The 5,739-nt window shown below is 44.7% G+C and carries 5 protein-coding genes; 1 reads left to right on the top strand and 4 read right to left on the bottom strand.

The genetic code is table 11. The features are described 5' to 3' along the window. A partial coding sequence (locus B3V56_RS00640; RefSeq protein ID WP_289282225.1) for a diguanylate cyclase domain-containing protein occupies positions 1–338 on the top strand: 338 nt, incomplete at its 5' end. Positions 339–375: 37 nt separating this feature from the next. Here the strand turns inward: B3V56_RS00640 and B3V56_RS00635 are convergent. The 4 genes from B3V56_RS00635 to B3V56_RS00620 form a co-directional block, all read right to left on the bottom strand. Next, positions 376–2,313 (bottom strand): PQQ-dependent sugar dehydrogenase, encoded by a 1,938-nt coding sequence (locus B3V56_RS00635; protein ID WP_007145348.1) that lies wholly within the window; start codon positions 2,311–2,313, stop codon positions 376–378. A 159-nt stretch (positions 2,314–2,472) separates the two neighbouring features. Next, complete coding sequence (locus tag B3V56_RS00630) at positions 2,473–3,576, bottom strand: alkene reductase (RefSeq protein WP_289245437.1); 1,104 nt, start codon at positions 3,574–3,576, stop codon at positions 2,473–2,475. A gap of 15 nt (positions 3,577–3,591) precedes the next feature. After that, positions 3,592–4,581 carry a zinc-dependent alcohol dehydrogenase family protein gene (locus tag B3V56_RS00625; protein WP_007145346.1) on the bottom strand — a complete coding sequence of 330 codons (990 nt, stop codon included), beginning with the start codon at positions 4,579–4,581 and terminating at the stop codon, positions 3,592–3,594. 15 nt (positions 4,582–4,596) lie between these two features. Next, positions 4,597–5,739: iron-containing alcohol dehydrogenase (locus B3V56_RS00620; RefSeq protein WP_289283853.1), on the bottom strand; the 1,143-nt coding region annotated here is incomplete at its 5' end.

Raw genomic sequence — 5,739 nt, 5'->3', positions numbered from 1 at the left:
GAGGCAAAATCCCTAGGACCCCGATACGTTGGGGAGGCGATGAATTTGTTGTTTTTGCCAGATTAACCACGGATTTATCAGAAGCGAGCAGTATTGCAGAAAAACTGTTAAATATATTACAGCAACCAATAGAATGTCAGTCTGATATGAGTGTGACTATCAGTGCTAGCATTGGTATCGCGCTCTATCCATTCAATGCTGATAATATTGAGACATTACTCAAGTACGCTGATCTTGCGATGTATGAAGTCAAATCACACAACAAAAACAGTTATAACTTTTTCAAACAACCCACATTCAAGACGTCAGAGACACAAAGTGTGATCACCGGATTTTAGAATGCCCGGTGAATAACACCGGGCATTTTCTATTGTATTACTGTATTGGTAAATAGACTAACTTACTGCCTTTCATATCCGGCACCATCAGGTACTGACCATCTGCTGAGAGACTAATGTCAGCAGCAGAGACAAAGTCATCACTGAGTAATTGTGGTGTTGCTTTAGGTTCAACTAATTGCCACACCTTACCATTTTGCCAATCACTCACATACAGATAGCCTTTGCTGTCTCTGACCAGACCATCAGCACCACCAAAGCCTTTGTTCAGTGCTTCAGTTTTACCCGAGCTGATATTCGCACGATACAAGTCACCTGTGCCAAAGTCAGCAACTAACAGCGTGTCATTACCGTCCATCAGCAACCCATTAGGACGTTTAATAGCCGATTTATCATCCAAAATTTCGCTCACTTTACCTGCTTGAGTAATTTGATAAATGCCGGCATTTTCTCCATCATCAGTGCCGCTATCAGAGACATATAAGGTACCGTTACCATCAATTTCCATATCATTCAGAAAGACAGGTTTTCCGGGAAAATCCTTGGCTTTGGCGATAACTGTGATATCACCTTTCATATCTACTTTAACGACATGATCGACATCAGCGATATACAGTTCGTTATTCCATAAATCGATGCCTTTGGGATCATTTAAGCCTGTAGCCAGCGTTGTTTTTTGTCCGGACTTATCGATAACCGTGACTTTACCGTCACCGGCTTTACCAAACTCACCAATTTCAGTGACAAATACACGACCATCTGGTGCTGCAATGGCTGATTCAGGCATCTGCAGATCAGTGATTGTTTTGCTATTTGATTGAGACGTGGCATCAGTTGAAGATGCGTTGTCATCGCCATAACTAACACGGTAAATCACATCGTTATAATCATCAGAAATCAGTAAGGAACCATCGGCAAGTTGTAATACATCGGTCGGACGTCCCCAGGCCTCACCATTCTGCAACCAACCATCGATAAAGACTTCATGACCTGTCACCTGATGATTATCATCAAATGTGACACGCATTAACTGGTAACCCACAGGACTCGTTCTATTCCATGAACCATGCTGAGCAATAATGGCATCGCCTTTGTAGTCAGCTGGAAACATATCACCTGTATAGAATTTGAGACCCAGACTTGCGGTATGTGCCTGGAATTCCTGGACAGGGAACGTGACGTCTTGTGGTGCTTGTTTGTCTTTCCAGTCAGGATGTTGCGCTTTGCCACCCGCATAATAAGGGAAACCAAAGTGCATACCGGCTTTAGGTGCGGCATTGAGTTCACCCGGTGGATTATCATCACCCATCATATCGACGTTATTATCAGTGAAATACAGGGTGCCAGTGTCGGGCTGGAAGTCCATACCCACTGAGTTTCTGATACCTTTGGCATATATTTCAGCATCACTGCCATCGGCATTCATACGAATAATGCTGGCTTCAATACCCTGAGGATTACAGATATTACAGGGGGCACCTACGGTGACATAAAGCTTGTTATCAGGGCCAAAAGCAATATAGCGCCAGCCATGGTGTGCTTTATCCGGTAGCTTATCGTAAATAACCTCACGCATTTGTTTAAATGGTAAGTTGAGATCGAAACCCGGAGCGGGGTAAATGGCAATACGGTTTTGCTCAGCAACATAAAGGTTGCCTTGATGCACCGCTACACCATTACCGACTTTTAAATCATCAAGAATCTTCACCACTTTATCGGCTTTACGATCTTTGTTTTTATCGACTACCGCAAAGACATTATTACCGCGTGTGCCAACAAATACTGTGCCTGTTGACTGGCCTAAGGCCATTTGACGCGCACCTTCGACTTCGGCATAAACATTAATATGAAAGCCTTCTGGCAGCTTGAGCTTGTGTAGATTTTCTTCCGCATCGGCTCGGTCAGCAAATGCAGCCTGTCCCATCAGTCCTAACGAACCGGCTAGCATAAGCTGTGTTATTGTCTTAAGTGTCATACATCCTCCTTTAGTATGTATTTTCCTGCTGTGCAGCGTATCGATTATTGAATCACAGAGAATCGATACGCTGCTTGAGTGGTATCAGGACACGATACGTCACTGATACTCATGGTGCTTGCCTAATAAAACGGGGTTTGTGCTGGTTTCTACATATCGTTATTTTTCAGTGAGAAAGGGATAATCGATATAACCATGTTCATCACCACCATAAAAGCTATCGCTGTCAGGTGTATTCAATGGGGCGCGAGTAGAGAAACGTTCAACTAAATCCGGGTTGGCAATGAATAACTTACCGAAGGATATACAGTCAGCATCGCCACTTTGGATCGCTACATTGGCAGTATCAAAATTATATTCACTGTTTGTCATATACGTTCCCTGATACCACTCACGACATAGGCCTAAATCAAACTCGGGGCCCGCAGCGCCTGGATTTTCAGCGCCCATTTCAGTGATATGTAAATACGCCAGGTTAAACTTGTTTAGCGCCTTGATAATGTACTCAAAAGTTTTTTCGGGCTGACTGTCTTTCATATCATTAAAAGGTTGCAACGGAGACAAACGAATACCAACACGGTCTGAACCCCAGATTTTGCAAACTTCATCAACGACTTCTAGGGTCAGACGGGCGCGGTTTTCAATACTGCCACCATATTCATCCGTTCGCTGATTACTGCCATCACGTAAAAATTGGTCAAGCAGATAGCCATTGGCAGAATGCACTTCGACACCATCAAAGCCTGCCGTTAAGGCGTTATAAGCGGCAGTTCTGAAATCATCGATTGTCTGCTTGATTTCATCCTTTGTCATTTCCTGTGGTGTTTCATAAGGTTTTATACCCTCGTAGGTATAAACTTCACCAGCAGGTTTAATGGCTGATGGGGCTTGTGGTTTCATACCACCGGGCAACATAGATGAATGTGAGACTCGACCACAGTGCCATATTTGCAAGACAATCTTGCCACCTTCTGCATGGACTGCCTTGGTGACTTTTTTCCAGCCTTCAATCTGGGCTTTGCTGTATATGCCTGGTGTATTCGGATAACCAATACCTTGAGCCGAGATTAATGTGGCTTCAGTGATAATTAGCCCCGCCGAAGCTCGCTGACGGTAATACTCAACATTCATATCTGTGGGGGCTAAACCTTCACCTGCACGGTTACGCGTAAGCGGTGCCATTATCACGCGGTTTTTCAAGCTGATGGAACCCAGTTCAATAGGTGATAAAAGCGACTGAGTTTGTTGATTCATTGCTGTCATAGTGCATCCCTAAGTTCAAAGTGTAATAACAATTTTGCCTAACTGATTATTGGCTTCCAGATAGCTATGGGCCGCGACAATATCGTCAAATTCAAATGTTTTAGCGATAACAGGGCTTAGCTGCGAATGCTTCAACCAGTCAAAGATTTTTTCTTTAGCTTTGTTTAAACGTTCTGGAGCGCTGGTGAATTCAAATAGCGTGTACCCCCGAATTGTGAGCCCTTTCTGTAATGCGGGGAACAGCGGATAAGGGGTGGGGTCAGCACTTAATGCGCCATATTGAAAGATCATCGCTAATGGTGCGCAGGCTTCAGCTAAGGTGTTTAACATCGGGCCGGCAACAGGATCGAAAACGATATTGACACCACGGCCTTCAGTGATCGCCATCACCGCATCTACCACATCATCTTGTTCACTGATAATCACGTGTTTAGCCCCTAACTGATGGAGTTGTTCTACCTTTTCAGCTGTTCGGGTCATCGCAATAGGTGTGGCACCAATCAGGTTACATAATTGTATGGCAGCAATGCCGACACTACTGGACGCGGCTGGGATTAATACATAATCACTGGCTTGCATTTTGGCAATATCAATCAAGGCACCATACGCTGTTAAATATTGCATCCACACTGATGTCGCTTGCTGCCAGCTTAAATTCTCCGGGTGATGAGTGACAGCGGTAACTGGCATATTGGTGACTTCTGCATAAGCACCATATTGGTTCATTGAAAAGTTGGGAATGGTACTGACGGCATCACCAACTTTGATATGTTTGACGTTGTCACCGACGGCAGTAACGGTTCCTGAACATTCATAGCCTATACGGGCAGGGAGTTCAGGTGTTTCAAGATATTGGCCACGGCGGAACATTGCCTCAGCACGGTTAAGACCAATAGCATGGACTTGGATCTGTACTTCATCAGCAGAAGGGGCTGGGACGGTTTCATCAATAATTGATAAAACGGATGGTTCACCTACCTGAGAAAATTGAACTGTTTTTGTCATAAAGCGCTCCTTTATTTATAGGCTTGCTTGCAGAATTTGTTGGCTTTTTTTGAGGTCGATATCATTATGTTCGCCAAGCTGGGTCAGACCATGTTCAGCCAGTTGTTTGATCATCACTGGAATAGCATCAGCATTAATCTGGTAATCACTCAGATGTGTTTTCACACCCATTCGTTCAAAAAAATCGCGAGTTTTTGTGATCGCCATGTTTATTTTAGTGTCGTCAGTGCCTTCGTTGAGTCCCCAGACACGCTCGGCATACTGTAGTAATTTGGCGGATTTTTTCTCGCGTTGTTCCTGCAGTACTGTGGGCAATAAAATCGCCAATGTTTGTGCGTGATCCAGCCCATGTAGTGCGGTGATTTCATGACCGATCATGTGAGTTGCCCAATCCTGAGGAACTCCGGCACCAATCAAGCCGTTTAACGCTAATGTCGCTGTCCACATGAAATTGGCCTGCAGATCGTAATCATTAGGCGACTCAAGCAGCTTAGGACCAATCTCAATGAGTGTCTGCAATAATCCCTCTGCGAATCGATCCTGCACCATGGCATTAACCGGATAAGTCAGATATTGCTCCATGATGTGCGTGAAGGCATCCACTACACCATTCGCCAGTTGTCGTGGTGGCAAAGTATAGGCTTTGGTCGGATCTAAAATAGAAAATACTGGATAGACGAGCTTACTGCTGAATGCCAGTTTTTCTTGTGTTTCGTAACGTGTGATCACGGAGTTGGCATTCATTTCTGAGCCAGTAGCGGGGAGGGTAAGCACTGAACCAAACGGTAATGCCTGGCGAATATTTGTGGCGTGATTCACTAAGATTTCCTGCCATGGGTCACCATCACACTGCACAGCTGCAGCAACAAACTTGGTGCCATCTATGACAGAACCACCCCCAACAGCTAACAGATAATCCAACTTATTTTGACGAATCTGCTCAACCGCACGCATCAAGGTACTGTAACCAGGATTAGCTTCGATACCGCCAAACTCTTCTATATGACGATTACCAAGGGCAGTAATGACTTCGTCTAGGGTGCCGTTTTTTCGTGCACTTTGTCCACCAAACAACACTAAAACACGCGCATCTTTCGGCACAAGCTCATCGAGTTGTGCAACCTGACCTTCACCAAAAAGGGGTCCTAGGGATTTTGC

This window comes from Methylophaga sp. UBA2513 (assembly GCF_002341285.1).
In the GTDB taxonomy this organism is placed as follows: Bacteria; Pseudomonadota; Gammaproteobacteria; order Nitrosococcales; family Methylophagaceae; genus Methylophaga; species Methylophaga marina.
This window is presented reverse-complemented; position numbering and strand designations above follow the sequence as displayed.

What these genes read in the sequence shown, in the direction of transcription:
- B3V56_RS00635 (WP_007145348.1), bottom strand. Translation starts at nt 2,313, where the DNA reads ATGACACTTAAGACAATAACACAGCTTATGCTAGCCGGTTCGTTAGGA.
- B3V56_RS00630 (WP_289245437.1), bottom strand. Translation starts at nt 3,576, where the DNA reads ATGACAGCAATGAATCAACAAACTCAGTCGCTTTTATCACCTATTGAA.
- B3V56_RS00625 (WP_007145346.1), bottom strand. Translation starts at nt 4,581, where the DNA reads ATGACAAAAACAGTTCAATTTTCTCAGGTAGGTGAACCATCCGTTTTA.